Origin of the sequence: Aeromonas sp. 62-46, assembly GCF_001898585.1 — a bacterium.
Taxonomy (GTDB): Bacteria; Pseudomonadota; Gammaproteobacteria; order Enterobacterales; family Aeromonadaceae; genus Aeromonas; species Aeromonas caviae.
On sequence record NZ_MKUI01000006.1, the window covers coordinates 139,050 to 164,310 of the forward strand.

Below are 25,261 nucleotides of genomic sequence, written 5' to 3' on the forward strand. Positions count from 1 at the left end.
ATTTAATCAATCGACATCCCGATGGCAATAGAAGTTATCTATTGGTGAATAGATTTGTTTCATTGGTTTTGGCGCGGCGGCTTATCTAAACTTGAGGCCCGAATACAGCTTATAAGCGTCTCGCATGATCCCTTTCAATTCACGGTTGCCCAGGCTGGATGAGCTGGTGGAAGAGGTGGCCGTGTCAGTCAACATCAACGGCATCAACCATGCCGTCATGATGGCCACCCCGGACGATCTCGACGATTTCGCCATCGGTTTTCTGTTTGGCGAGGGGATCATCGGGGGCAACCACGATGTACACGATATCCAGAGCACCCCGTCCGAGCACGGCATCGTGCTCGATGTCACCATCGCCAACCGCTGTCTGGCAATGCTTGGCCAGCGCAAGCGCCGCCTGGCCGGAGCCAGCGGCTGTGGCATCTGCGGGGTGGAGGCCATCGAACATGCGTTGCCCGTGCTCACCCCGCTGACCCCGGGCGCCCCCTTCGACGCCGCCTCTTTGCAGGATCTGCGGGAGCGCATCGTCCCCTGGCAGAGCAAGGCCCGCCAGAGCGGCGCCCTTCATGCCGCCCTGGCGCTGGATGATCGCGGCGAGATCCTGGCCTGCCGGGAGGACATAGGGCGGCACAACGCCCTGGACAAGCTCATCGGCATGCAGCTGCGCCAGCCGGTGCAGGCTGCCACCCTGGTCATCACCAGTCGCTGCGGCAGCGAACTCATTCACAAGGCGGTGCAATTTGGCGCCGCTCACCTCATCAGCCTTGCTTCCCCCAGTCAGCTCGCGGTGCGACTGGCCCTGAAGTACAACCTGACCCTGATCCATGTGCCCCGATCCGATGCCCCGGTCTGCTATGCCAGCCCCCGCGCCCTGGATCACGTTGGAGACTCCCATGTCCAGTCATATTGAAAAACCGGCCAAGGCCGGCGGCTTTTCCTCCTTGCAGTCCACCTTCAAGCAGGTGCTGCGCAGCCAGAAGACCCGCCAGAACATCAAGAACCTGCTGCGGGTCAACCAGACCGACGGCTTTGACTGTCCCGGCTGCGCCTGGGGTGACAACAAGCAGGGGGCCTTCCAGTTTTGCGAGAACGGCGCCAAGGCGGTGGCCTGGGAATCCACCGGCAAGACGGTGGGGGCCGATTTCTTCGCCGAGCATTCGGTGCGCCGTCTCGCCACCCAGAGCGACTACTGGCTCGAATACCAGGGGCGACTGACCGAGCCCTTGCGCTACAACCCGGCCACCGATCACTACGAGCCGGTGAGCTGGGATCAGGCGTTTGCCCTCATCGCCGACAAACTCAAGAGTCTGGCCAGCCCCGACGAGGTGGAGTTCTACACCTCGGGACGCGCCAGCAACGAAGCCTCCTACCTCTATCAGCTGTTTGGCCGCCTCTATGGCACCAACAACTTCCCCGACTGCTCCAACATGTGCCACGAGGCGAGCGGGGTGGGGCTCATCCAGTCCGTCGGGGTGGGCAAGGGCACCGTGGTGCTCGATGATTTCGACGCCGCCAAAGCCATCTTCGTCTTTGGCCAGAACCCGGGCACCAACCACCCGCGCATGATGAACGCCCTGCGCAAGGCGGCGCGCCAGGGGTGCCAGATCGTCACCTTCAACAACCTCAAAGAGGTGGCCCTCGAGCGCTTCGCGAGCCCCCAGAGCCCGGCGGAGCTACTGACCCCGGCGGCCACCACCATCAGCCACCAGTACCTCACGCCAAAGCTGGGCGGTGACATGGCGGCCATTCGCGGCATGGCGAAATACATCCTGGAAGAGGAGGGTGGGCGTATCGATCTCGCCTTTATCGAGCAGCATACGACGCAGTTTGATCAGTATGTGGCCCAGGTGAAGGCCACGGAGTGGACGCAGATCGAGGCGCAATCCGGCCTCGGTCGGGAGGCGATCACCCGGGCGGCGCAGATCTTCGCAAGCCGCGAGAGCGTGATCAGCTGCTGGGCCATGGGGATCACCCAGCACAAGCATTCGGTCGACACCATTCGCGAAATCGTCAACCTGCACCTGATGTGCGGCCAGATTGGCAAGCCGGGGGCCGGACTCTGTCCGGTGCGCGGTCACAGCAACGTGCAGGGCAACCGCACCATGGGGATCAACGAGAAACCCAATGCCGCCTTCCTCGATCGCCTGGAGCGCCGCTTCCCGGTGGGCTTCAAGCGCACGCCGGGGCACAACGTCTACGAGGCCCTCAAAGCCCTTCATGGCGGCAAGAGCAAGGTGCTCATCTGCCTTGGGGGCAACCTGGCAGCCGCCGCGCCGGATACCGAGTTCACCTATGAAGCGATGCGAAGGAGCGAGCTCAACGTGCAGATCAGCACCAAGCTCAACCGCAGCCACCTCATGGTGTCAAAAGATGCCCTGATCCTGCCCTGCCTGGGCCGTACCGAGCTCGATCAGCAGCGCACCGGGGTGCAGAAGATCACCGTGGAGGACACCTTCAGCATGGTGCACGCCTCCACCGGGATGAACGAGCCGGTCTCGCCGCTCTGTCTCTCCGAGATAGACATCGTGGCCCGCATGGCCGAGGCAACGCTTGGCAGTGATCGGGTGGACTGGCTGGCGCTGCGGGATGACTACGGGCGGCTGCGGGATCTCATCGAGGAGACCATCGCGGGCTTTGGCGACTTCAACCGCCGCATCGAGGAGCCCTGCGGCTTCCATCTGGAGAACAGCGCCGCCCTGCTGCGCTGGAACACCGCGAGCGGGCGCGCCGAATTCAGGGCGAGCCGTTTGCCGGACTCCATCCTGCCCGAGTGCACCAGCCACGCAGAGCAGATGGTGGACCAGCCCGTGCTGCTGCTTCAGAGCCTGCGCTCCCACGATCAGTACAACACCACCATCTATGGCATGGATGACCGCTATCGCGGCATCAAGGGGCGACGCAACGTGGTCTTCATGAACGAGGAGGATGCCAGGAGGCTGGGGCTCGCCGAGGAGCAGCGGGTGGACATGAGTGCGGTGTGCAACGACGGGCGCGAGCGGGTGGTGCGGGGCTTTAGCGTCATCTTCTACGAGATCCCGAAAGGCAACATCGCCGCCTACTACCCGGAGACCAACCCTCTGGTGGCCATCGAGAGCATAGGGGAGGGCTCTTTCACCCCCACCTCCAAATCGGTGCCCGTACTGGTGACCCCGAGCGCCGCCTCGGTCGAGAGCCTGGCTGTCACGCTCTGATCTCCTGACATGGATACCGTCCGACCCCTGCCATGGCAGGGGTTTTTTTATGGCCGAACGGTGTCCGGCAAAGCCTGGGCCGATCAGCCCAGGGCCACCACCACGCAGTTTCGGCCCTGGCTCTTGGCATCATAGAGCGCCTTGTCCGCCTCCTTGAGCACGGCGGCGATGCTGGTGGCATCCGCTCCCCAGTGGGCGACGCCGAGGGAGATGGTGATGTGGCCAGCTACCTCCATGTCGTGGCTCGCCACCCGGGTACGCAGGCGCTCGGCGATCTTCTGCGCCTGTGCAAGGGAGACCCCGGGCAGCAGCAGCAGGAACTCTTCGCCGCCGCTTCGACACAAGGCGGCATCGGAACGCAGATCCTGTTGCATCAGGGTGGCGAGGGAGACGATGACTGCATCCCCCACGTCGTGACCGAAGCGGTCGTTGATGGCCTTGAAGTGATCGATGTCCAGGGCAATCACCGTCAGGGGCTGACGCTCGACCTCGTACTCGTCCAGCATCTGCTGCATGGCCCGGCGGTTGAACAGGCCCGTCATGGGGTCGGTGTGGCTGTCGGTGTGCAGTTTGTCGATCTTGGTGTTGAGCAGCCCCAGCCCCTTGAGGATGGCCTGCTTCAACTGGGCTGCTTCGAAATACCAGGCGCGGATCCCCGAGATGCTGGTGGCGGCCCCCTGCTGATCCATGAGTCCGGCCCGGTTGGCCAGTTGCCGCAAGGGCCTGGCGATGATGGTGGCCGAGAGCCAGATGACGAAGAGAATGAAGAGGGTGACCGGGATCATCCCCTTGAGGATCTCCAGCATCTGTTCATCCAGACCGGCCAGGGTGGCGCTGCGGGGGCGCTGGGCCACCACCCCCCAGCCTGCGTCCGCCACCGGGGCAAAGCCTGCCAGCATCTCGCTGCCCCGGGAGTTGAGTACGCTTTGCGCGCCATCCTGCCCCTTGAGCACCGCATCCACCACCCGGTTCTTGCCAATCCTCTGGCCGATGCGCTCCGGGTTCGGGTGATAGATGAGGGTGCGCTGGCGGTCCACCACATAAAGATAAGAACCATCCTGGTAGTAGTGCTGCCCCAGCAGGCTGGAGAGCACGCTGGCGGACTCCAGATAGATGGTGCCGGCAACATAGCCGAGGTAGCGCTTGTCTGCCGAGAAGATGGGGTGGGAGAGGCTGATGAGGTAGTTGCCAGTGAGGGAGACCAGAGGATCCGCGATGAGGGGCTGCTGGCTTGCCAGGGTCCGGCTCGCATTGGCCGAGGTGAGCTTGACCCCTTTCACATGCAATGCCTCGGGAGAGACGGCGACGATGACGGAGTCGGTGTTCACGATGGCCACCGAGTTGAAGGTGTTGGTCTGCTGGCGCAACTGGCCTGCCACCTCCTCGAGTCCATGGAGGTCGTTGCCCTGCAGCAAGGGGGCGAGCCGGGCCGCGCCATAGGCCAGCTGTCCCTGGGCCGAGCGCAGCATGGTCTCGGTGGAGGCGGCGAGCTTGGTGGCATAGACCCGGTTTGCCTCCAGGGTGCTGTCGATGAGCAGTTGTCTTTGTGCCTGATAGATGGCGTAAAAGCTGTTGCCAAAGGTAGCCAGCACGCCGATGACGGCCAGCGCAAGGATGAGGCGATGCAGATCAAACCTCAGCAGCCAGTGAGAGTGCATGAACGAAACGGATCCTTGTCGTGGCGTCGGGGCAGTGCGGCAATTTTAAGGGGGGTGACCGCCCAATGCCATCGTTAATATGATTCTCGAATGGTTCCCTTTCATGGGGTGTCCCGGGCGGCAGCCCCGTCCCCTGTCGTCATGAGGCCGGTGAGGGCGGGATCCGCCAGCTCTGCCACCGTCTGCCAAAAGGGGGCGACGAGGGGATTGTCGTTGCCCGGCGGGCGAATGAGCCCGATGATCCAGCTCGCGTCGGCCTCCCCGAGGGGCAGGGTCAGCACATCGGGATGCTCAATGGTGGTGGAGGAGGGGACCAGGGTCCAGGCGATGCCGGCCGCCGCGGTGGCGATGCCGGCGGCGAAGTCGTTCACGTACTGGATGTCCTGAAAGCGCAGGCCGCTCTGGGCGAGGTAATGGATGAACTGATCGTAAAAAGAGGGGGCCTTGTCCCGGCGCAGGATGGCGAGCGGCTTCTCCTGCAGATCGGCGAGCCCTGCCACCCCCTGATAGCCTGCGGGCAGCACGGCGACGAAATGGGCGCGCACCACGGGCAACACCGGCCAGCCCTTGGGGGCGGGCAGGCGGCAGAAGCCAAGATCCAGGCGACCCTCCGCCAGTGCCAGCAACTGGTGATGGGTGGAGAGATCGTTGAGCTCGATGGCGACCCCGGGGCGGCTGGCCCGAAAGCGGGCGATGGCGGCGGGCACCAGCAGCTTGGTGGCGACCCCGAAGCCGATGCGCAGGGTACCCGCGTGGCCCGCCAGCACGTCGCGGGCGCTGCGGGCGAGCTGCTCGCTCTGGGCCACCAGGGTGCAGGCGTCGGCGTAGAGGGCGCGCCCGAGCACCGTCAGCCGGGTGCTGCCGGCGTTGCGCTCGAACAGCTCGCCGCCAAGGTCCGCCTCCAGCCGGCGGATCTGCTTGCTCAGGGCCGACTGGGTGACGTGCTGGCGCGCCGCCGCCTGACCAAAGTGCAATACCTCCCCCAGGGTGACGAAGGCTTTCAGGTCTCTCAACTCCATGGTGCCTCGCTTTATTCCAGATAGGAATGATAGGTGGCCATAATTGTCATTGGACGGAATTCTAGAAGTGTTGGATGCTGGTGCCAACTCATTTCGGGCCCCTGTACGGTGCCGACGTATCACGGGATGGCCCCCGCCATCCGCGCAGAAGGAGCAACACCAGATGCATCATCACAAGTTCAACGACTTCCCGAACGGTTTCCTCTGGGGCGCCGCCTCCGCCGCCTATCAGGTTGAAGGGGCCTGGAACGAGGAGGGCAAGGGCCCCTCGGTATGGGACAGCTTCACCAAGCTGCCGGGCAAGACCTTTGAAGGGAGCAACGGAGACGTGGCGGTGGATCACTACCACAGGGTGGAAGAGGACGTGGCGCTGATGGCCGAGATGGGGCTCAAGGCCTATCGCTTCTCGGTGAGCTGGCCGCGCATCTACCCGACGGGGCGTGGCGAGGTGAACGAGGCGGGGCTCGCCTTCTACGACAGGCTCATCGACGCCCTGCTGGCCCACGGCATCGAGCCGGTGCTGACCCTCTATCACTGGGATCTCCCCCAGGCCCTGCAGGATGAGTACGGCGGCTGGGAAGACAGGCGCATCATCGACGACTTCGAGCGCTATTGCGTGACCCTCTATCAGCGCTTCGCCGGCAAGGTGAAGTACTGGGTGTCGCTCAACGAGCAGAACTACAACCTGACCAACGCCTATCAGCTTGGCACCCATCCTCCCGCGGTGCAGGACAGGAAGCGTTTCTTCGCCGCCAACCACATCGCGTTTCTCGCCAATGCCCGGGTCATCAAGGCGTTTCGCCAGCACGTGCCAAACGGCCTGATCGGACCGAGCTTTGCGTACTCCCCCGCCTATCCGGCCTCCTGCGCCCCGAGCGACATGCTGGCGTTCGAGAATGCCGAGGAGTTCACCAACCTCTGGTGGCTGGATGCCTACTGCTTCGGCCGTTACCCCCAGGCGGCGCTCGCCTATCTGCGGGAGACCGGCGAGGCGCCGGAGATCCTGCCGGGCGATCTCGAGCTCTTGCGCGAAGGCACCCCCGACTACATCGGGGTCAACTACTACTACACCCTGACCTTCACCGACAACCCCCTCGGCGGCCAGACGATGCAGCGCATCAACACCACGGGCAAGAAGGGCACTACGCCCTCCAGCGGCATTCCCGGCCTCTACAAGACGGCCCCCAATCCGCACCTTGAGACCAGCAACTGGGACTGGGCCATCGATCCCACCGGGATGCGCATCGCCCTGCGCCGGCTCTCCTCCCGCTACGCCCTGCCGCTGATGATCACCGAGAACGGCCTGGGGGAGTTCGACAAGCTGGAAGCCGGGGACAAGGTGAACGACGACTACCGTATCGCCTATCTGCACAGCCACCTCAAGGCGTGCCAGGAGGCGATGCAGGACGGGGTCGAGCTGATTGGATATTGCGCCTGGTCCTTCACCGACATCCTGAGCTGGCTCAACGGCTACCAGAAGCGCTACGGCTTTGTCTACGTGGACAGAGACGAGCAGGGAGGGTCTCTTCGTCGCATCAAGAAAGAGAGCTTCCACTGGTACAGCCAGGTCATTGCAAGCGGTGGCAAGACCCTGTAACGGGCCCGGTGCGCCGCCCCTCGTTTGCCCAATGCCGGAAGGCCCCCTCGTCGGAGGGGGCCTTCCTTGTTTGTGCAGCAGGCAATCATGACCGCCTAGATAAACATGCCGCCCGAGGCTTCGATGCGCTGGGCGGTGATCCAGCGGCAGTCATCGGAGAGCAGGGCGGCGATGGCGCCACCGATGTCGTCGGGCTGACCCACCCGGCCAAGGGCGGTCTGGCTCGCGAGAAAGTCGTTGACCCCCTTGTTGTCGCGCACCACGCCGCCGCCAAAATCGGTCTCGATGGCGCCGGGGGCCAGCACGTTGACCGCGATGCCCCTGGGGCCCAGCTCCTTGGCCAGATACTGGGTGAGTACCTCGACGCCCCCCTTCATGGCGGCGTAAGCGGCATAACCCGGCATGGCGAAGCGGGTGAGGCCGGTGGAGAGGTTGAGGATGCGACCGCCGTCTGCCAGGAGGGGCAGGAGCGCCTGGGTCAGGAAGAAGGTCCCCTTGAGGTGGATGTTGAGCAGGGTGTCGAACTGCTGCTCCGTGGTCTGCTCGAAGCTGGCATGAATGCCGATCCCGGCGTTGTTGACCAGGAAGTTGAAATGGGTGTGCTGCCACTCCCGGGCGAGCAGTTGCGTCACCTCCTCTGCAAAGGCCGCGAAGGTGGCGCTCTCGCCCACGTCCAGAGCCAGGGCATGGGCCCGAACGCCGAGGGCGCGGGCCTGGGTCACTACAGCCTCCGCCTCTGCGGCCTGGCTGCGATAGGTGATGATAAGGTCGACGCCTTTGGCGGCGAGGGCCAGGGCCCCGTGCTTGCCAAGGCCGCGGCTGGCCCCGGTGATGAGGGCGATGGGTCTGGTCATGGTATGACTCCTGTCAGGGTGGCGGACACAGGCTCGATACGAGCCGACCAGATCACTGTATTGTTCCTTTTAAACTGGATAAATAGCGTGATAATAGAATCACTGTTCCGTTTATCGAGACAATCAGGCCATGGATCAACTGGATGCGATGAGAGCCTTCGTGCGGGTTGCCGAGCTGGAGAGTTTTACCCGCTGCGCCGAGCAGACGGGCATCCCCAAGGCGACCCTCTCTGCCGCCATCCGCCGGCTGGAGGAGCGCATGGGGACCCGGCTCCTGCTGCGTACCACGCGGCGGGTGCAGCTCACCACGGACGGCCAGCTCTGCTATGCCAGATGTCGGGAGCTTTTGGCGGACATGGAGGAGTTTGACGGCCTGTTTCGCCAGGGGGGGCAGATCTCGGGACAACTGCGGGTCGACATGCCAAGCCGGATGGCCCGCCACCTGGTGATCCCGGCCCTGCCGGACTTTCTGGCGCAGCATCCCGCCCTGCAACTGATGCTGAGCAGCACGGACAGGCGGGTGGATCTGGTGCGCGAGGGGTTTGACTGCGTGGTGAGGGTCGGGGCGCTTGAGCCCTCCAGCCTGGTGGCCAGGCCCCTTGGTCACTATCGCCAGATCAACTGTGCCAGCGCAGGCTACCTGGCTCGCCACGGGGTGCCCCGCACCCTTGGGGATCTGGCGGGCCACCGGCTGGTGCACTATGGTCCCGGGTTTGGTGCCGGGCAGGGGCGCAGCGAGCCCGGCTTTGAATACCTGGCAGAAGATGGCCGCCGCGCCCTGCTGCCCATGGCGGGGGCCCTCATGGTCAATGACAGCGAGACCTACCTGGCGGCGGCGCTGGCGGGGCTTGGTATCATCCAGATGCCGCGGGTGGGGGTCGAATCCCTGCTCGCGGGGGGCGAGCTGGTGAGCATCCTGCCCCAGTGGCAGCCGCCGCCGCTCCCCATCCACGCCCTCTATGCCCATCGCCGCCAACTGGCCCCCAGGGTCCAGCTCTTCATCCACTGGCTGGCGGGGTTGCTCGCCGCCCATCTCGGGGGCGCCTCAGAGGCGGCTGCGCCTTGAGCGAAACTCGCGGGGCGAGAGGGCAAACGCCTCACGAAAGAAGCGGGTAAAGCTGCTCTGGCGGGCAAAACCCAGGCGCTCACCCACTGTCTGCAGGGGGAGGGCGGGATCCTGCAACAGGCGGCAGGCCTCCTCCCGGCGTACCCGCTCCAGCAGGCCCGAGAAGTGGCACCCTTCCTCCCGCAGATGGCGGTTGAGGGTCCAGCGGGTCAGCTTGAGGTGCTCGCACACCCCATCGAGCAGAGAGGAGGCCTCGGCGCTCTCTTGCCACAGCTGCTGGCGGATGAGTGCCATCACCCTGTCCCGGTAGCGGCTGCTTGGGCGAAGCTGGGCCATCTGCCGGTCGAGCTCCCCGAGCAGCAGGGGTTGCAGGGGCAGGTTGCACTGCCCGTGGGCGAGATCGAGCAAGGCGGCGGGAAAGCGCAGCTCGAAGGCTGCCCCCTGCTGCAACCGCCCTTCCAGCCAGCCTGCCAGCTCACGCCACAGCCTGGGGCGTACCGGGGTGGGCAGCACCAGCAGCCCCTGGCCCGGGTGGTAGAACTGGAGCAGGGCATAGAGGTGGCAGAGGTTGGCCAGGCTGCTCAGGGCGATGACGTCCGGGTGATCGGACTCCGAGTGGTAGCTGATCCTGGCCTGCCCCGCTTCTTCTTGCAGGCGGATCTCGTCGCTCTCGCCGATAAGGGGGCGGTAGGCGAGGAAGAAGTGCAGGGCCTGGCGAAGGGTGGCGGCGTTGCAGCACAGGCTCGCCAGCGACATGAAGTCGGCAAAGAGGCCGGGGAGGGCGGGAGGCGTCCAGTCGAGGGCCAGATCCACGTGGGGGGCTGCCCCGGCCAGCAGCCGGAAGTGGCGCCCGGTGTCGAGCCGCCCCTGGGGGATCAGCAGCTCTTCGTGAGCGATGCCGCAGGGGTGCAGGAGGGCAGCAGGATCCCGCCCGCGGGCCTGCCAGTGGTTGAGGCAGTGCAGGGCAATCCGGTTGGAGACGGTCTTCACGGCAAAAATCCTTGTCAGCGGTGGCCCACCATCATCGACCAACGGCGGCGGATTGCCGTGAGCCAGCGCCGCTTTCATGTTTCAGATTTGTAACCAAGGGTAACCCTGCAACCCTTTTCACACTTTTCAATCCTGCTCCCAACCGGCAACTTCCTGCACCCGACGGGCAAGTGAGGCGGGCCGCTTTTGCATAGAGTGGCGACTCCTACACACACAAGGAAGATAACAACAATGAAACACCACTCGCTCTCCCGAACCCGTGTCGCCCTCGCCATCGGGGCCCTGCTGCTGGCAGGGTGCAACGACAACGATTCCACCCCCAAGCCCGAGCAGCCGGTTCTGGGCCTCCGCACTGTCACCCTCATCGAGCAGGACGGCCTGCAATTCAAGGATCTCGATGGCAGCGGCACCCTGACCCCCTACGAGGACTGGCGCCTCGGCGCCGCCGAGCGAGCCCGGGATCTGGTGGGCAGGCTCACCCTGGCCCAGAAGGCAGGGCTGATGATGCACGGCACCCTGGTGCTGGACGGGGCGGGGCGGGTGAACCTCGCGGCCATGGACAAGATGCTGCGCGAGGACGGGGTCAACACCTTCATCACCCGCATGGCCGGTGATCCGGCGGCCATCGCCGCGGACAACAACACCCTGCAGGCCCTGCTGGAAGGGGTGGGATTCGGCATCCCCATGACGGTGAGCACGGATCCCCGCAACCACTTCACCCATGATCCCAACGCCACCAGCATCGGTGCCGGGGCCTTCTCCCAGTGGCCTGAGACCCTGGGGCTGGCCGCCATCGGCGATGCCGCCCTGGTGCAGCGATTTGGCGACATCGCCCGTCAGGAGTACCGGGCCGTCGGCATCCACGAGGCCCTCTCGCCCCAGGCGGATCTCGCGACCGAGCCGCGCTGGGGGCGCATCAACGGCACCTTCGGGGAAGACAACCTGCTCGCCAAGTCTCTGGTCAAGGCCTACATCGAGGGCTTTCAGCAGGGGAGCGAGGGGATAGGCAAGGAGAGCGTGGTCACCGTGGTCAAGCACTTCGCCGGGGCCGGTCCCCAGAAGGACGGGCTGGATGCCCACAACCCCTGGGGCAAGGAGCAGGTCTACCCCGGCGGCCAGTTCGCCTACCACCTGGTGCCCTTCGAGGGTGCCTTCGAGGCCAGGGTGGCCGCCGTGATGCCCTATTACGCCATGCCCCTGGGCCTGACCCAGGATGGGCAGCCCGTCGAGGAGGTGGGGTTTGGCTTCAACCGCCAGATCATCACGGATCTGTTGCGGGGTCACTTCAAGTTTGACGGCGTGGTGCTGAGCGACTGGGGCATCGTCAATGACTGTGACAGCCGCTGCGAGCAGGGGTTGACCCTGGATGAAGTCAATGCCGGGGTGAGCCCCTGGACCGTGCCCTTTGGCATGTCCTGGGGCGTGGAGAAGCTCACCAAGGCAGAGCGTTATGCCAAGGCCATCGACGCCGGGGTGGATCAGTTTGGTGGCGTGGAAGATCCGGCTCCCCTGCTGGCGGCGGTGCAGAGCGGCCTGGTGACCGAGGCGGCCATCACCACCTCGGCCGGGCGGATCCTGGCCCAGAAGTTCGCCCTCGGGCTCTTCGAGAATCCCTATGTGGATGCCGAGGCCGCGGTGGCCCTGGTGGGCAAGGCCGAGTTCCAGCAAGAGGCCCAGGCCGCCCAGGCGGCGTCCCACGTACTGCTGAAGAACGAGGGGGCCCTGCTGCCGCTGAAGGCGGACGGCAAGCGGGTCTATCTGCACAATGTCAACGCCGAGGTGGCCAGGGCCAACGGCTATACGGTGGTGACGAACCTGGCCGACGCGGAGCTTGCCATCGTGCGGGTCAACGCCCCGGGCGAGCAGGATCCCCGTTTCCCGTTTGGCAGCATCCACTTTGGCCAGCTCGGTTTTGCCAGCAATGATCAGGTGGTGCAGGAGACGGCCCACGATGGGGTCTACCGCGGCGCGGATGACTATGCGGCCATCCAGGCCATCGAGCAGGCCGGGGTGCCCCTGGTGCTTTCCGTCTATCTGGACAGGCCCGCCATCCTGACCGAGGTGGCCCCGGCGGCCCGGGTGCTGCTCGCCAACTTCGGTGCCCTGGATCAGGCCCTGTTCGATGTCATGAGCGGCACCCAGAAGGCACGCGGCAAGCTCCCCTTCGAGCTGCCCTCCAGCTGGCAGGCAGTGCTGGCCCAGTCCCCGGACGTGGCCAAAGACTCACAAAGCCCGCTCTATCCCTACGGGGCCGGTCTGGCCTATTGACGGACAGGGATGTTCTGTCTCTCATCAAGGCGCCTTCGGGCGCCTTTTTCATGGGGAGGTGGTGATGGCCACGCCTGTTGGCCAGCGCTGCTGGTGGGAGAGAATGTGGTCCAGATGAGGAGCATTTCAGAACCAGCCCGGTTGTTATACTCTGGGGCACCCATGAGAGGGGCACTGGCAAATAATATCTGGACACCTGGCGGCCGGCATATCGGACAGCGTGGGTGGTAATAATAAAAATGGGCGAGGTAGCTATGCACCATCACAATAACGAAAAAATATTTGATCCAGATTTTTTGTCCAGCCTGGGGCCCGGCAAGACAATCACCATCCCGGTCACCTTTATTCAGGACCTGACCAGGGCCGCGTCCCTTCAGGATGTATTGAACGTGATGGCGAAGTGGATATTCCATCTTTTTTCTGCCGAACGGGTCAGCATCACCATCAAGGAGAATGAAGACTCCCTGACGCTCTATTCGGTGATGGGCAACAATGCCATTCCCATGGATTTTCTGGTGCCCATTCAAGGGACCATGGTGGGCCGGGTATTTTCGACCGGCATGCTGAGAATATGCGACGACCTGGCCCAGTCCGCGGATCTCGATTGCGAGATGCTCTCCCGGCACGGCATGGGCTGCTGCATGGATGCCCCCATGATTCAGGGAACGGTCAGTATCGGGACCCTGAATGTCGCCCACCACGAGAAGGGCTATTACACCGCCGACCACGCCATGGTATTGCAATGTCTGGCGAACTGGCTGGCCCTCAATATCCAGCTGCACCTTCAAATCGCCGACATGGAGCAGCAGGCCTGCACGGATTATCTGACGGAGACCGCCAATCGCCGGGCCTTCATGAATGAGGGGGAACGGCGGCTGATATTGTCCAGGCTGACGGACACCCCTTTTATCATCGCCATTCTGGATCTGGACCATTTCAAACGTCTCAATGACCGATATGGTCATGTCGCCGGGGATCATGCATTGAAGGCGGTGGCCAGCCTCGTCAAGGGCAACATGAGGCAGGAGGATATCTTCGCCCGAATCGGGGGAGAGGAATTTGCCATGATCATGACGGGGGGTGACAGCGAGCCCCCGTTTTCCGTGCTCGACCGCCTTCGCGCCCTCATCGAGGCCCAGGTGATCGAGTACGAGGGCGAGTCCATCAGGCTGACCGCGAGCATCGGGTATTCATCCTCCTCACCTGAAGACGGCGCCCTCAGCACCCTTCTCAAGCGGGCGGATGATGCCCTCTACGCCGCGAAACGGCGGGGCCGCAACCGGGTGGAATTCACTCCCGGCTAGTGCGAAGGCCCGGCGAGGGCAGGGAAGAGAGTGTCCCTGGGCACCTTCGGGCGCCTTTTCCATTGTCCCCATCGACAATCCCGGTTTGGCGCAAGGGGTTGGCTTGGGCATAATGGCGCCCCGGCAACGGGTGCGGTGGCCAGCGCGGCAGGCACCCGGTCACAGTGCACAGGAGATGAGATGAAATTTATCGGAGCCCACGTCAGTGCGGCGGGCGGGGTGGAAAACACCATCGCCCGGGCCAAAGCCATCGGGGCCAACGCCTTCGCCCTGTTTACCAAGAATCAGCGCCAATGGCAGGCGGCGCCCCTCTCCGAGGCCAGCATTCGCGCCTTCAAGGCCGCCTGCGAGAAGGAGGGCTTTCGCCCCGAGCAGATCCTGCCCCACGACAGCTACCTCATCAACCTGGGTCATCCCGACCCCGACGCCCTCGCCAAGTCCCGGGATGCGTTTCTGGACGAGATGAAGCGCTGCGAGCAGTTGGGGCTGTGCTACCTGAACTTCCACCCGGGCAGCCACCTCAAGCAGATCCCCGAAGCGGTGAGCCTCAAGCTCGTGAGCGAGTCCATCAACTGGGCGCTGGAGCGCAGTGAAGGGGTGACGGCGGTGATCGAGAATACCGCCGGCCAGGGTACCAACCTCGGCTGGTCGTTCGAGCACCTGGCCACCCTCATCGACGGGGTAGAGGACAAGAGTCGGGTCGGCGTCTGCTTTGACACCTGCCACGCCTTCGCCGCCGGTTACGATCTGCGTACCCCCGAGGGGTGCGAGGCGGTGTTTGCCGACTTCGACCGCATCGTGAGGTTCCAGTACCTCAAGGGGATGCATATCAACGGCGCCAAGTGTACCTTCGGTAGTCGGGTCGACCGTCACCACAGCCTGCGGGAGGGCAACCTCGGCGAGGCGGTGTTCCACCACATCATGAACGACGACCGATTTGACGGCATCCCGCTTATCCTCGAGACCATCGACGAGTCCATCTGGGGCGAGGAGATAAGCTGGCTGCGCAGCCTGGCCGGGAGCCCGCGCCCGGCGTGATGCCGGGGTCCACCATTGGGTAGCAAGGAGAGACGATGCACGACGAGACAAGGGCGCCCCTGCGCTTTGGCATTGCCGGGGCGGGGGCCATCGCCCGGCGTTTTTGCCGCGATGTGAACGGGCACGCCAGGGGAGCCGAGGTGGTGGCCATCGCCGCCCGGGACCGGGGACGGGCGGACGAGTTCGCCCGGGATCTGGGGCTGCCCCACGCCTATGGCAGCTATGAGGCCCTGGCCGCCAGCCCCGAGGTGGAGGCCGTCTATGTGGCGGTCATCCACCCGGAGCACGCGGGCCTGGTGAGGCAGATGCTGCTGGCGGGCAAGCACGTACTGGTGGAGAAACCGGCGGTGACCCGGGTGGCGGATTGGGACGCCCTGGTGGCGCTCGCCCACGCACGGGGCCTGCTGCTGCTCGAGGCCATGAAGGTGATGTGCTTCCCCGCCATGCGCGCCCTGTTGCAGCGCCTGCCCCTGCTGCCGCCGCCGCGCGAGCTGCGGGCGGCGTTCGGTTCGGCCCAGCCGAAGGTGGGCAAGCTGTTCGATCCGGCGCTGGATGGCGGCGCTGCCTGGGACGTGGGGGTCTATCCCCTCTGGCTCCATGCCGCCCTCTGCCATCGGCTGGGGCTGGGCTGCCCCGCCCCCGAGGTGACGCTGACGCGGGCTCCGGGGGAGGTGGATCTCGCCGCCAGCTTCACGTTCGATGAGCCGTTTCGGGCCGAACTCGGGGCCTCCATCATCGAGGATCTCGAGCGGGAAGCGTCCTTGTCCGGGGAGGGGTGGCGCCTGGTCATCGAGGGCAAGTGGTGGAATCCCCAGCACATTCGCTGGCAAGGGGGGCCTGCTCCCGTCATCTGGCCGGCGGACATCTACCTGCCGGTGGAGGGGGGCGGCATGCAGCACGAGGCGGATCACTTTGCCGATTGCCTGCGCCACCGGCTGCTGGACTCCCCCTGGGTGCCCCAGGCCGTGACCCGGCAGGTGCTCGGCTGGATTGAAGGGGGACTCGCCGGCTGAGGCCGGGGAAGGGCTGAGGGCCGAGGGGAGCATCGGCTGAACGACAAGGGCGCCAATGGCGCCCTTGTCGTATCCGAAGGGTTTCTCACGCCAGGGTCTGGGCGCGGCAGAAGGCCAGGAAGCGGCGCAGGGCGACGGAGTGGAACTTCTGCTTGTGCCAGACGAGGGAGAGCTGGCGGGGGAAGCGGCGACTCGGGGTGAGGGCCACCAGGCGCCCCTGTGCCAGCCGGTCCGCCACCGCGAGGCGGGAGATGAAGGAGATGCCGAGCCCCTTCTCCACCGCCAGCATCACCGCCTCCAGGGTATTGAGCTCTATCCCCGCCTGCCAGCGGGGCAGGTGGGGCTGGAGCTGCTGCTCGAACTGCTCGCGGCTGCCGGATTGCGCCTCGCGCAGCACCCAGGTTTCCCCGGCAAGCCGGCGCAGGGGCAGCTCGAGCTGATCCGCCAGGGGGTGACCGGGGGCGGCGATGATGAGCATCTCGTCCTCCAGCCAGGGTTCGCTCACCAGGTCCGGGTGGTGGTTCTCCCCCTCGATGAGGGCGAGATCCAGCTCGAAGTGGGCGAGGGCATGGCACAGGAGGTGGGTGTTGGCGATGGTGACCCTGGGGGAGGCCCCCAGCTCCTGGGCCCCCTCCGCCAGCAGGGCGGGCAGCAGGTAGTTGCCGATGGTCTGGCTGGCCCCGAGGTGCAGCTGGCCGCTCGGCTCGGCATCGGGGCTGAAGAGCTGCTCTATCTCCTGCATTCGGGTCAGCAGCTCCTCGGCGGCCGGTTGCAGCAGGCGCCCCTCGCTGTTGAGCTGGAGCCTCGGGTGCACCCGGTCGAACAGGGGCGTGGCGAGCTGGCGCTCCAGCTCCTGCAGCGACTGGGAGACGGCCCCCTTGCTCAGGCAGAGTTCATTGGCGGCGCCCCCCAGGTTGCCGTGGCGGGCGATGGTGGCAAACACCTTGAGTTGTTGCAGGGTGAGCTTCATATCGTTTGATTTTCCTAAACGCTAAGTTCAATTCATTTAGATATCGTAAACGATAGACCCCCTTTATCCTATACCCATCGTCATCATCAAGAGGGTATCCGCCATGATCGCAAGAACCCGCCGCTCCCTGGCCGCCGCCCCGACCCCCATGGCCGGTCTGGCTCTGGGGATCGCCAGCCTCGGCTGGTGCTGGGAAAATGCCGGTCAGTTCGATGGCCGTCTGCAACTGCTGGGGGCCGCCATCGCCGCCGTGCTGCTCCTCGTCCTGACCTTCAAGTTTCTGATCCACCCGCGCCTGCTGTGGCAGGATCTCGCCCATCCCGTGGTGGGCAGCGTGGTGCCCACCTACGCCATGGGGACCATGGTGGTCTCCAAGGCGGTCGGCCTGCTCGCCCCGACCCTGGGGCAGGGGCTCTGGCTGTTTGCGGTCATCATCCACCTCGTCTTCCTCGCCACCTTCGTCTGGCACAGGGCCAGAGCGTTTGAAATCCATCACATGGTGCCGAGCTGGTTCGTGCCGCCGGTGGGGATCATCGTGGCTGACGTGGCCTACCCGGGCGGTCCCTTCGCATCCCTGGCCACCGGCCTGCTCTGGTTCGGCATGGCCTGCTATGGCCTGATGCTGCCGCTGATGCTCTATCGCCTCATCTTCAGCCACGAGGTGCCGGATGCCGCCAAGCCCACCATCGCCATCCTGGCCGCCCCGGCGAGCCTGTCGCTGGCCGGCTACCTCACCGTGAGCCAGGACCCCTCCCTGCTGCTGGTGGCGGTGCTGCTCGGGATCGCCGTGCTGATGACCGGCATCATCTACCTGGCCTTCATCAAGCTGCTGCGCCTGCCGTTCTCGCCGGGTTACGCCGCTTTCACCTTCCCCCTGGTGATCGGGGCCACCGCCCTGTTCAAGGTGAGTCACCTGCTGTCGCAGTGGCCACAGGCGGCCCGCTATGCCGAGCAGCTCCATCAGCTGGCCTATCTGGAGCTGGGGGTGGCCACCCTGGTGGTGGGTTACGTGGCCCTGCGTTACCTGATGTTCTTCCTGCCGGTCGTGCAGGATGACCTGCCGGGGCAGCCTGCACGCCGCTAGGCACAAGGTTTTCATCCCCCCTCGTCATCGAACCCGCCCGTGCGGGGTCTGCCGTTCGTGATGCAGTGACACAGAGGGGAATCAAATGAAGCAGATTAATTTTGTCAATCCGTGAAGTGGCTTAAATAGTTGCCCATACAGGCGACATTCAGTTGGCGTTAACTGGTAATACCTGTCACGATGCGCGCCACTTTATCTTCCCATTGTTTTGTCGTGCCCATGTCCTCATCTGATCCCGTGTTTGACGCCCGATTCCAGCCTCGTCTGCTGCACCCCCGTTACTGGTTGAGCTGGCTCGCCCTCGGCGCCATCGGTGTGCTCGCCTTCGTTCCCCCGCGCTGGCGGGATCGCCTGGCCGATGCTCTGACGCCCCTGGTATGCGCCATCTCGAAGAAGCAGATCTACATCGCCAGGACCAACCTCGCCATCTGCTTCAAGGAGAAGAGCGAGGCCGAGCGGGAGGCCATCCTGATGACCTCCATCCGGGTCGGCCTCAAGAGCCTGCTGGGCTTTGGCGAGTTCACCTGGCGCAGCCCCGCCCACGTGATGGGGCGGATCCAGGTCAGCGGCTGGGAGCATATCGAGGCGGAGCAGGCCGCTGGCCGACCGGTGATCCTGGTGGTGCCCCATAGCTGGCCCATCGACGCGGCGGGCTACTACTTCGCCCAGCGGGGCCTGCCCATGTGCACCATGATGAAGAGCGCCCGCAACCCGGTGTTCGACTGGCACATCAACGGCGCGCGGGCCCGGCACGGCTGCCGCGTCTATGAGCGCAGCGCCGGCATCAAGCCGGTGATCAAGGCGGTGAAATCCGGCCTGAGCTTCTTCTATCTGCCGGATCAGGATCACGGCCGGGAGGCGAGCCTGTTCGCCCCCTTCTTCAACCACCCCAAGGCGACGTTGCCGGCCCTGCCACGGCTGGTGAAGCTGACCGGTGCCCGGGCCCTGCCGGTGCTGGCCTGCTATGACGAGCAGGCGCACGGCTACCGGCTGGAGGTCGAGGCTCCCTACGCCGACTACCCGAGCGCGGATCTGATGGCGGATACCTGCCGCATGAACGACAGCGTGGAGCGCCAGCTCTGCCGCCACCCGGGCCAGTACATGTGGTTCCTCAAGATCTTCGACACCCGTGAGGATCAGGTGGGGCCGGATGGCCTCTACGAAGAGGGGATCCGGCGCATCCGCCGGGGCCTTGCTCCTCATCCCTGAGCCTTGCGCTCACCCGGTGCAAAAATGTGGCCCCAAGCGGGCCACTTTTTATTTCTAACTTGTCTGATCAGTGACTTGGCGCGGTGGTGCTGTGCAGGGCAGGGTAGAAAAAGTTGTCAGGATCACTAAAATGACGGTCTGTTTTGATGATTCGATGGCGACCATGTCCGCACAAGATCCGGTGTTTGATACCTCTTTTCATCCGCGCCTGCTGCACCCCCGTCTATGGGGCAGCTGGCTGGCCGTCGCCCTGCTCTCCCTGCTGGCCTGGGTGCCGGCAAGGGCACGGGACAAGCTGGCCGACTACCTGGCCCCCCTGCTGCTGCGCGTCTCCAGGAAGCAGGCCTACATCGCCGACACCAACCTCAAGATCTGCTTCCCCCATCTCGACGAGGCGGGCCGTCAGGCCCTGCTGCTGAAATCCATCCGGGTGGGGCTCAAGACCTTCCTGGGCTTTGGCGAGCTGACCTGGCGCAGCCCCGACTTCCTCAAGGGGCGCGTCAAGGTGAGCGGCTGGGAGCACGTGGAAGCGGAGCGGGCAGCCGGTCGCCCCATGATCTTCGTGGTGCCCCACACCTGGGCGGTGGACATGATTGGCCGCTACTTCCCCCTCCAGGGGATCAAGATGTGCACCATGATGAAAAGCCCCAAGGATGCGGTGTTCGACTGGTATATCAACCGCGAGCGCAGCAAGGGCGGGCGTATCTACGAGCGCAGCGTCGGCATCAAGCCCGCCATCAAGGCCCTGCGCAGCGGCGACAGCTTTTTCTATCTGCCGGATCAGGATCACGGCCGGGAGGCGAGCCTCTTCGTGCCCTTCTTCAACCACCCCAAGGCGACCCTGCCGGCCCTGCCCAAGCTGGTGAAGCTGACCGGTGCCCGCGCCGTGCCCATTCTGGCCTGCTACGACGAGGACGAGGGGTGCTACCGGCTGGAGATCGAGGCGCCGTTCGACCCTTATCCCACCGCGGATCTGGTGGCGGACGTCAACCAGATGAACCGCATGGTGGAGCAGCAGCTTGGCCGCTTCCCCGAGCAGTACATGTGGTTTCTCAAGATCTTCGAAACCCAGGAGCACGATCAGGGCGAGGACGGTCTCTACGAGGCGGGGATCCGCCGCATCCGCCAGGGGCTGCCACCGGAACCTTGATCGACACGGCCCCCTTGCGGGCCGTTTCTGACAGGGGTGGCAGGCCACCAGCAAACAGGTGCAAACAAGGTGCAAATAGGGTAAAAGGGCGGTCATGAAAATTCCAAATCGAATCCAACCTCTGGTTGATGACGGCCTGGTGGACGATGTCATCAGCCGGCTGATGAGCGGCAAAGAGGCCGACGTCTATGTGGTGCGCTGCGGCGACGAGATCCGCTGCGCCAAGGTCTACAAAGAGGCGTCAAAGCGCAGCTTCAAGCAGGCCGTGGTCTATCAGGAAGGGCGGCGGGTACGCAGCAGCCGCGATGCCCGCGCCATGGAGAAGGGCTCCAAGTACGGTCGCAAGCAGCACGAAGAGGTGTGGCAGAACACTGAGGTGGATGCCCTGTTCAAGCTGGCGGCGGCCGGGGTGCGGGTGCCCAGGCCCTATGTCTGCCTCGATGGCGTGCTGCTGATGGAGCTCATCACCGACGCCGACGGCAACGTCGCCCCCCGTCTCAACGACGTGGCCCTGACCCGTGAGCAGGCCCTGGTGGATCATGGCAAGGTGATCCGCTACGTGGTGCGCATGCTCTGCGCCGGGCTCATTCACGGGGATCTCTCGGAGTTCAATGTGCTGGTGGATGAAGAGGGGCCCGTCATCATCGACCTGCCCCAGGTGGTGGATGCCGCCGCCAACAACCAGGCCAGGGCCATGCTGGAGCGGGATGTCGACAACATGCGCAACTACTACGGCATGTATGCCCCCGAGCTGCTCAAGACCCGGTATGCCCGGGAGATGTGGTCCTTGTTCGAGGATGGCAAGCTGGGCCCCGAGACCGAGCTCACCGGCCTGTTCGAAGAGAGCCGGGAGGCCATCGATCTGGATGGCGTGCTGCACGAGATAGAGAGTGCCCAGGAGGAGGCCATGGCCCGCCGGGCCAGGTTGCAGGCGGAGCAGGAAGAGGAGTCCTGACGGGCCTTCATTCCAATCAACAAGAGCGCCATGGGCGCTCTTTTGTTTTGGAACCCTGGCTCAGAGTCCGGTCAGGGGCGGTGCCTTGAGACGGGGCCCCTGGTAACCCGTCACCTCGCCAAAGCGCGGATGACCGCTCTCCCAGTCGGCGGCGGCGGTGCGAATGGCCTCCTTGTCGACGCTCACGAAGTTCCACCAGATCTGCAGCGGTCTGGGCAGGGGCTCGCCGCCGATGAGCAGTAGCCGGGCGCCCGGGCGCAGGGTCAGCGCCACCTCCCGGTTGCCGGGGGGCAGGTAGAGCAGCTGCTCCGGGGCCAGGACCTCCCCTGCGACGATGGTCTCCCCCGCGAGGGGAAAGAGGCCGTGCTCGAAGGCGGGATCCAGGGGGAGGGTGATCTCGCCTCCCTCGGGGGCGTGCAGATCCAGCCCCAGAATGGGGGAGAAGTGCAGAGTGGGGGCGCGCCGGCCGCCGTGCTCGCCGATGAGCAGGGTGAGGGTGATCTCCCCTTGCTGCCAGCGGGGGAGCGTCGGGTAGTGATCGAAGCGGGGCGGGGTATGCTGATCCGCCTCGGGCAGGGCTATCCAGAGCTGGGCGGCGTGCAGATCGGGCTGGTTCGGGACCGACTCCTCCGTGTGGGCAATGCCCCGTCCTGCGGTCATCAGGTTCACTTGTCCCGGACGGATCACCTGCTTGCTGCCCAGGCTGTCCCGGTGGAGGATCTCCCCCTCCAGCATCCAGGTGAAGGTCTGCAGGGCGATGTGGGGGTGGGGCCCCACATCCATGCCGGGGGCGCCGGGGGCAAAGCGGGTCGGGCCGATATGATCGAGAAAACACCAGGGCCCGATGGTGCGCCGCTCCTTGACCGGGATGGCGCGAGCCACCGGGATGCCGCCCACATCGGTGAGGCGGGAGGCAATGCGTTGCCACTGTTGTGTCATGGGGTGCTCCTTGTCGAGGAAAAGGTTGGCGCGCGCGCAGGCCGCAGCGTCTGCCGGGAGTTGGACATGCCGTCTCGCCCGGTGCCGGTGAGTGATGCCGAGGTTACTATGCCCCAATCCGGCGCCGGATGGCAAAGACGGGGCACAGCGCCTGCCCTGAGGGCCCAGCCCGGCAATTGCAGCCGGGTACTGTATGAACGTACAATAGTCCCATTCCACTCTTGAGCCCGACCACCTGCATGACCGACATCCAGCCCCTCCCTCCCGTGACCCCGCCGCTCGACGGCTTCATCCTGACCCGCCATGGTCGGGATGTGCAGGGGCGTACCGAGATCGTGATGTGGCTCTGGAGCGCACAGGGACCGGTACGGGTGGTGGTGCCGGGGCAGGAGCCGGTCTTCTTCCTGCCGGAGCGCCACCTGGAGGAGGCGGCAGAGCTCTTCAAGGGGGCCGGGGTGAGGGGGCGTTTTCGCCGCCTCCCCATGCACACCTTCGAGGGGAGCCGGGTGGTGGGCTGCTACTTTGCCACCCTGAGCGCCTTTCACCGCGCCATCGAGCTGCTGCTCATCCGCGGATTGGAGCACTTCGAGGCGGATATCCGCCTGCCCGAGCGCTTTCTCATGGAGCGCTTCATCACCGCCGGGATGCGCTTTGACGGCAAGGCGAGGCGCAAGGGGGGCAGGCAGGGTTACTGGGAGGTAAACGAGGCGCGCTGTGCGCCGCAGGCGGTGACGCCGACCCTCTCCTGGGTCTCCCTGGACGTGGAGTGCGCCATGGATGGCACTCTCTTCTCGGTGGGGCTTCATAGCGAAGAGGACGCGCGGGTCATCATGATTGGTGCCCCGGAGCCGGACTCGCAGGACTGGGAGACCCCCGTCGAGTGGGTGGCGGACGAGCCCGCCCTGCTCGGTGCCCTGGAGGGCTGGTTCAGCCTGCACGATCCCGATCTCGTCATCGGCTGGAACGTGGTGAATTTCGACTTTCGCCTGCTGCTGCGCCGCGCCGAACTCCACAAGCGGCGGCTGCGGCTCGGGCGCGGGCGGGAGCTCTGCTTCTGGCGCTCGTCCCGAAACGACCCCCAGAGCGGCAACGTCATCATCCCGGGGCGCATGGTGCTGGACGGCATCGATACCCTCAAGAGCGCCACCTGGCAGTTCCCGAGCTACAGCCTGGATGCGGTGGCGAGCGAGCTGCTCGGGCGGGGCAAGGACATCGAGGACGTGGCCAACCGGGGGGAGAAGATCACCGAACTGTTCCACTCCGACAAGGAGGCGCTGGCCCGCTACAACCTGGAAGATTGCAGGCTGGTGTGGGAGATCTTCGATTTCTGCCACCTCATCCCCTTCGCCATCGAGCGCGCCTCCCTCACCGGTCTTGAGCTCGACCGGGTGGGCGGGTCGGTGGCGGCGTTCACCAACCTCTATCTGCCACGGCTGCACCGCGGTGGCTATGTGGCGCCCAACCTGCCGGCAGACGGCGGGCTCGCAAGCCCCGGCGGCTATGTGATGGACTCCAAGCCGGGGCTCTATCGCCACGTGCTGGTGCTCGACTTCAAGAGCCTCTACCCCAGCATCATCCGCACCTTCTGCATCGACCCCATGGGGCTGGTGGAGGGGCTCAAACATCCGGATAACGCCATTCCAGGCTTTCGCGGCGCCCTGTTCTCCCGAACCCGCCACTTCCTGCCGGATCTCATCGCCACCCTGTGGGCGGCGCGGGATCGGGCCAAGGCCGCTAGTAACAAGGCCCTCTCCCAGGCCATCAAGATCATCATGAACTCCTTCTACGGGGTGTTGGGGTCGGGGGGTTGCCGCTTCTACGACCCGAGGCTCGCCTCCTCCATCACCTTGCGGGGCCACGGCATCATGCAGCAGACCCGGGAGTGGATAGAGGCAGAAGGGTTCGAGGTGATCTATGGGGATACCGACTCCACCTTCGTGCACCTGGGGAGCGATATCCGTCTCGAACAGGCGGACGAGATTGGTCAGCGGCTGGCGAAGATGATCAACGACAACTGGGCCGCGCTGATCAGGCGGGAGTTCGACCTGCCGAGCCATCTGGAGATCCAGTACGAGACCCACTACCGCCGTTTCCTGATGCCCACCATTCGCGGGCTGGAGAAGGGGAGCAAGAAACGCTATGCGGGACTGGTGGGCGAAGGGGAAGGGGAGCACCTGGTGTTCAAGGGGCTGGAGACGGTGCGCACCGACTGGACACCCCTTGCCAAGGCATTCCAGACCCGGCTCTACGAAATGGTGTTCCACGACCAGGATCCCAGCAGCTATGTGCGCACCATGGTGGACGAGACCCGGGCGGGCCGTCACGACGATCTGCTCATCTACCGCAAGCGGCTGCGCCAGAAACTCGAGGAGTATCAGAAGAACGTGCCGCCCCATGTGCGGGCGGCGCGCCTGGCGGATGAGGAGAATCTGCGCCGCGGCCTGCCCCAGCGCTATCAGCACAGGGGCACCATCGCCTACCTGATGACCCTGAACGGCCCCGAGCCTTTGGAGTACCGGCGCAGCGCCGTCGACTACGAGCACTACATCGACAAGCAGCTCAGGCCCATCGCCGACGCCATCCTTCCCTTCGTGGGGGAGTCGTTCGAGCGGATCTGCGGCCAGCAGCTCGATCTCTTCTGACAACGCGAGGTAAACGCGGCGGCCATGGCACGACAATGGCGGCCCGCGTGCCAGAGGGGACAGGAGGCAGATGACGGGGGAGAGCGGGTGTCAGAGCCGACCAATGCAAAAAGCCCGCTATCAAGCGGGCTTTTCAAATCTGGTGCGTCCTAGTGGATTCGAACCACCGACCCCCACCATGTCAAGGTGATGCTCTAACCAGCTGAGCTAAGGACGCAGGGTGCGCAAGGCGACTTTGTGTGTCATTGCAGGGGAGTGGTGGGTTTAATTGGATTCGAACCAACGACCCCTACCATGTCAAGGTAGTGCTCTAA

19 protein-coding genes and 1 tRNA gene are annotated in these 25,261 nt (G+C 64.9%); 13 read left to right on the forward strand and 7 right to left on the reverse strand.

The annotated features are described in order from the left end of the window. The first annotated feature begins 124 nt into the window (after positions 1-124). A complete protein-coding gene (fdhD, locus tag BGO64_RS03315; protein ID WP_286700158.1) occupies positions 125-910 on the forward strand; it encodes a formate dehydrogenase accessory sulfurtransferase FdhD in 786 nt (261 codons plus the stop codon). After that, positions 894-3,191 (forward strand): FdhF/YdeP family oxidoreductase, encoded by a 2,298-nt coding sequence (locus BGO64_RS03320; RefSeq protein WP_286700159.1) that lies wholly within the window; start codon positions 894-896, stop codon positions 3,189-3,191. Before fdhD ends, BGO64_RS03320 begins: the two co-directional genes overlap by 17 nt. A gap of 83 nt (positions 3,192-3,274) precedes the next feature. Here BGO64_RS03320 and BGO64_RS03325 read toward each other — a convergent pair whose 3' ends face one another. Together BGO64_RS03325 and BGO64_RS03330 are read right to left on the reverse strand one after the other, a co-directional pair. Further along, on the reverse strand, positions 3,275-4,849 hold the full coding sequence (locus BGO64_RS03325) for a sensor domain-containing diguanylate cyclase (RefSeq protein ID WP_045524796.1): 1,575 nt from the start codon (positions 4,847-4,849) through the stop codon (positions 3,275-3,277). Between the two features lie 101 nt (positions 4,850-4,950). Beyond that, a complete protein-coding gene (locus BGO64_RS03330) occupies positions 4,951-5,868 on the reverse strand; it encodes a LysR family transcriptional regulator (RefSeq protein ID WP_128297473.1) in 918 nt (305 codons plus the stop codon). 163 nt (positions 5,869-6,031) lie between these two features. Between BGO64_RS03330 and BGO64_RS03335 the strand changes: the two genes are divergently transcribed. Then, complete coding sequence (locus BGO64_RS03335) at positions 6,032-7,465, forward strand: glycoside hydrolase family 1 protein (RefSeq protein WP_041215229.1); 1,434 nt, start codon at positions 6,032-6,034, stop codon at positions 7,463-7,465. 95 nt (positions 7,466-7,560) lie between these two features. Here BGO64_RS03335 and BGO64_RS03340 read toward each other — a convergent pair whose 3' ends face one another. Further along, a complete protein-coding gene (locus BGO64_RS03340; protein ID WP_261999972.1) occupies positions 7,561-8,319 on the reverse strand; it encodes an SDR family NAD(P)-dependent oxidoreductase in 759 nt (252 codons plus the stop codon). Positions 8,320-8,449: 130 nt separating this feature from the next. Here BGO64_RS03340 and BGO64_RS03345 point away from each other — a divergent pair, with 130 nt between their 5' ends. Beyond that, positions 8,450-9,385 (forward strand): LysR family transcriptional regulator, encoded by a 936-nt coding sequence (locus BGO64_RS03345; RefSeq protein WP_048207600.1) that lies wholly within the window; start codon positions 8,450-8,452, stop codon positions 9,383-9,385. Here the strand turns inward: BGO64_RS03345 and BGO64_RS03350 are convergent. Beyond that, entirely contained in the window at positions 9,365-10,375 is a 1,011-nt protein-coding gene (locus BGO64_RS03350; protein WP_286700160.1) for a helix-turn-helix transcriptional regulator, read from the reverse strand. The genes BGO64_RS03345 and BGO64_RS03350 overlap by 21 nt on opposite strands. 231 nt (positions 10,376-10,606) lie before the next feature. Here BGO64_RS03350 and BGO64_RS03355 point away from each other — a divergent pair, with 231 nt between their 5' ends. From BGO64_RS03355 to BGO64_RS03370, 4 genes are all read left to right on the forward strand, one after another. Beyond that, complete coding sequence (locus BGO64_RS03355; RefSeq protein WP_286700161.1) at positions 10,607-12,643, forward strand: glycoside hydrolase family 3 protein; 2,037 nt, start codon at positions 10,607-10,609, stop codon at positions 12,641-12,643. A 254-nt stretch (positions 12,644-12,897) separates the two neighbouring features. Further along, the gene (locus BGO64_RS03360; protein ID WP_080769898.1) at positions 12,898-13,947 is read left to right on the forward strand and encodes a sensor domain-containing diguanylate cyclase; all 1,050 of its coding nucleotides are present in this window, start codon (positions 12,898-12,900) and stop codon (positions 13,945-13,947) included. Between the two features lie 180 nt (positions 13,948-14,127). Beyond that, positions 14,128-14,985, forward strand: a complete 858-nt coding sequence (gene nfo / locus BGO64_RS03365) for a deoxyribonuclease IV (RefSeq protein ID WP_286700162.1) — start codon at positions 14,128-14,130, stop codon at positions 14,983-14,985. Positions 14,986-15,020: 35 nt separating this feature from the next. Beyond that, positions 15,021-15,998, forward strand: coding sequence for a Gfo/Idh/MocA family protein (locus tag BGO64_RS03370; protein ID WP_286700163.1), 978 nt, complete (start codon positions 15,021-15,023; stop codon positions 15,996-15,998). A gap of 85 nt (positions 15,999-16,083) precedes the next feature. Here BGO64_RS03370 and BGO64_RS03375 read toward each other — a convergent pair whose 3' ends face one another. Beyond that, a complete protein-coding gene (locus BGO64_RS03375; protein ID WP_286700164.1) occupies positions 16,084-16,968 on the reverse strand; it encodes a LysR substrate-binding domain-containing protein in 885 nt (294 codons plus the stop codon). 103 nt (positions 16,969-17,071) lie between these two features. Between BGO64_RS03375 and BGO64_RS03380 the strand changes: the two genes are divergently transcribed. The 4 genes from BGO64_RS03380 to BGO64_RS03395 all read left to right on the forward strand — a co-directional run bounded on the left by BGO64_RS03380 (position 17,072) and on the right by BGO64_RS03395 (position 21,366). Beyond that, positions 17,072-18,052: a TDT family transporter gene (locus tag BGO64_RS03380; protein WP_128274437.1), complete on the forward strand. Its 981-nt coding sequence runs from the start codon at positions 17,072-17,074 to the stop codon at positions 18,050-18,052. 219 nt (positions 18,053-18,271) lie between these two features. Continuing rightward, positions 18,272-19,261: a lipid A biosynthesis (KDO)2-(lauroyl)-lipid IVA acyltransferase gene (locus BGO64_RS03385; RefSeq protein WP_045524804.1), complete on the forward strand. Its 990-nt coding sequence runs from the start codon at positions 18,272-18,274 to the stop codon at positions 19,259-19,261. 154 nt (positions 19,262-19,415) lie between these two features. Beyond that, entirely contained in the window at positions 19,416-20,411 is a 996-nt protein-coding gene (locus BGO64_RS03390) for an LpxL/LpxP family acyltransferase (RefSeq protein WP_029314477.1), read from the forward strand. A gap of 94 nt (positions 20,412-20,505) precedes the next feature. Then, entirely contained in the window at positions 20,506-21,366 is an 861-nt protein-coding gene (locus BGO64_RS03395) for a PA4780 family RIO1-like protein kinase (protein ID WP_029314478.1), read from the forward strand. Between the two features lie 60 nt (positions 21,367-21,426). On the opposite strand, the gene BGO64_RS03400 is transcribed toward BGO64_RS03395, so the two are convergent. After that, entirely contained in the window at positions 21,427-22,305 is an 879-nt protein-coding gene (locus tag BGO64_RS03400) for a pirin family protein (RefSeq protein ID WP_201894059.1), read from the reverse strand. A 239-nt stretch (positions 22,306-22,544) separates the two neighbouring features. On the opposite strand from BGO64_RS03400, the gene BGO64_RS03405 reads away from it, so the two are divergent. Next, a complete protein-coding gene (locus tag BGO64_RS03405; RefSeq protein ID WP_039039090.1) occupies positions 22,545-24,947 on the forward strand; it encodes a DNA polymerase II in 2,403 nt (800 codons plus the stop codon). Between the two features lie 140 nt (positions 24,948-25,087). Here the strand turns inward: BGO64_RS03405 and BGO64_RS03410 are convergent. Next, positions 25,088-25,164, reverse strand: a tRNA-Val gene (locus BGO64_RS03410). Between the last annotated feature and the right edge of the window lie 97 nt (positions 25,165-25,261).

What these genes read in the sequence shown, in the direction of transcription:
- fdhD (WP_286700158.1), top strand. Translation starts at nt 125, where the DNA reads ATGATCCCTTTCAATTCACGGTTGCCCAGGCTGGATGAGCTGGTGGAA.
- BGO64_RS03320 (WP_286700159.1), top strand. Translation starts at nt 894, where the DNA reads ATGTCCAGTCATATTGAAAAACCGGCCAAGGCCGGCGGCTTTTCCTCC.
- BGO64_RS03325 (WP_045524796.1), bottom strand. Translation starts at nt 4,849, where the DNA reads ATGCACTCTCACTGGCTGCTGAGGTTTGATCTGCATCGCCTCATCCTT.
- BGO64_RS03330 (WP_128297473.1), bottom strand. Translation starts at nt 5,868, where the DNA reads ATGGAGTTGAGAGACCTGAAAGCCTTCGTCACCCTGGGGGAGGTATTG.
- BGO64_RS03335 (WP_041215229.1), top strand. Translation starts at nt 6,032, where the DNA reads ATGCATCATCACAAGTTCAACGACTTCCCGAACGGTTTCCTCTGGGGC.
- BGO64_RS03340 (WP_261999972.1), bottom strand. Translation starts at nt 8,319, where the DNA reads ATGACCAGACCCATCGCCCTCATCACCGGGGCCAGCCGCGGCCTTGGC.
- BGO64_RS03345 (WP_048207600.1), top strand. Translation starts at nt 8,450, where the DNA reads ATGGATCAACTGGATGCGATGAGAGCCTTCGTGCGGGTTGCCGAGCTG.
- BGO64_RS03355 (WP_286700161.1), top strand. Translation starts at nt 10,607, where the DNA reads ATGAAACACCACTCGCTCTCCCGAACCCGTGTCGCCCTCGCCATCGGG.
- BGO64_RS03360 (WP_080769898.1), top strand. Translation starts at nt 12,898, where the DNA reads ATGCACCATCACAATAACGAAAAAATATTTGATCCAGATTTTTTGTCC.
- nfo (WP_286700162.1), top strand. Translation starts at nt 14,128, where the DNA reads ATGAAATTTATCGGAGCCCACGTCAGTGCGGCGGGCGGGGTGGAAAAC.
- BGO64_RS03370 (WP_286700163.1), top strand. Translation starts at nt 15,021, where the DNA reads ATGCACGACGAGACAAGGGCGCCCCTGCGCTTTGGCATTGCCGGGGCG.
- BGO64_RS03375 (WP_286700164.1), bottom strand. Translation starts at nt 16,968, where the DNA reads ATGAAGCTCACCCTGCAACAACTCAAGGTGTTTGCCACCATCGCCCGC.
- BGO64_RS03380 (WP_128274437.1), top strand. Translation starts at nt 17,072, where the DNA reads ATGATCGCAAGAACCCGCCGCTCCCTGGCCGCCGCCCCGACCCCCATG.
- BGO64_RS03385 (WP_045524804.1), top strand. Translation starts at nt 18,272, where the DNA reads ATGTCCTCATCTGATCCCGTGTTTGACGCCCGATTCCAGCCTCGTCTG.
- BGO64_RS03390 (WP_029314477.1), top strand. Translation starts at nt 19,416, where the DNA reads ATGGCGACCATGTCCGCACAAGATCCGGTGTTTGATACCTCTTTTCAT.
- BGO64_RS03395 (WP_029314478.1), top strand. Translation starts at nt 20,506, where the DNA reads ATGAAAATTCCAAATCGAATCCAACCTCTGGTTGATGACGGCCTGGTG.
- BGO64_RS03400 (WP_201894059.1), bottom strand. Translation starts at nt 22,305, where the DNA reads ATGACACAACAGTGGCAACGCATTGCCTCCCGCCTCACCGATGTGGGC.
- BGO64_RS03405 (WP_039039090.1), top strand. Translation starts at nt 22,545, where the DNA reads ATGACCGACATCCAGCCCCTCCCTCCCGTGACCCCGCCGCTCGACGGC.